This window comes from Photorhabdus akhurstii (assembly GCF_018448925.1).
In the GTDB taxonomy this organism is placed as follows: Bacteria; Pseudomonadota; Gammaproteobacteria; order Enterobacterales; family Enterobacteriaceae; genus Photorhabdus; species Photorhabdus akhurstii.
On record NZ_RCWE01000106.1, the window covers coordinates 1 to 769 of the forward strand.

Here is a 769-nt window from a genome sequence, read left to right on the forward strand (position 1 = left end):
TGCTGGCCGAAGACGAAGCCGGACGGCAGGCGCTGCTTAATCGGGTGGTGGAGTTCTATCACCAGACGTTGCTGAACGCCCCCGAAGCGCTGGCTTATCTGGAAAAACGCCGGTTAAACCACCCGGAATTAGTCGCCTGTTTTAAACCGGGCCTGGCCAACCGCACGCTGGGTTACCGGCTGCCCGCCAGTAAATACAAGGCCGGGTCGGCTATCCGTACCCGGTTAATGGCGGCAGGTATCCTGCGGGACAACGGGCATGAACACTTCCGGGGTTCACTGGTGATACCGGTTATCGACAGGCACGGCCAGATACGCGAAATCTACGGGCGTAAAATCGGTGAGGACCTGCGCAAAAACACCCCCAGGCATCTGTATCTGCCCGGCGCACATGGCGGCGTCTGGAATGAACCGGCAATGGCGGCGTCAGCCTCGCTTATCCTGTGTGAATCGTTAATCGACGCGATGTCGTTCTGGGTAGCCGGTTACCGTAATGTCACCGCCGCCTATGGCGTCAATGGTTTTACTCCCGACCACTGGCAGGCCCTGAAACAGCATCAGGTCAGACAGGTGCTGATTGCCTTCGATAATGACCCCGCCGGGAATGACGCAGCGGTGAAACTGGCCGCCGAACTGACCGCCACCGGTATCGCCGTGTTCCGGGTGGTGTTCCCCGAGGGCATGGATGCCAACGGCTATCTGTGTCAGGTCGCCGAGCCGGAACGGGCCTTCGGGTTGTTGCTGGACAGTGCCGTGTCGATGCAGGATGC

General features: G+C 59.9%; 1 protein-coding gene. It reads left to right on the forward strand.

The genetic code is table 11. From position 1 onward, the window contains the following. Nucleotides 1–769, forward strand: a 769-nt coding sequence (locus EAE93_RS23940) for a toprim domain-containing protein (protein WP_214040730.1), incomplete at both ends; no start/stop codon positions are given.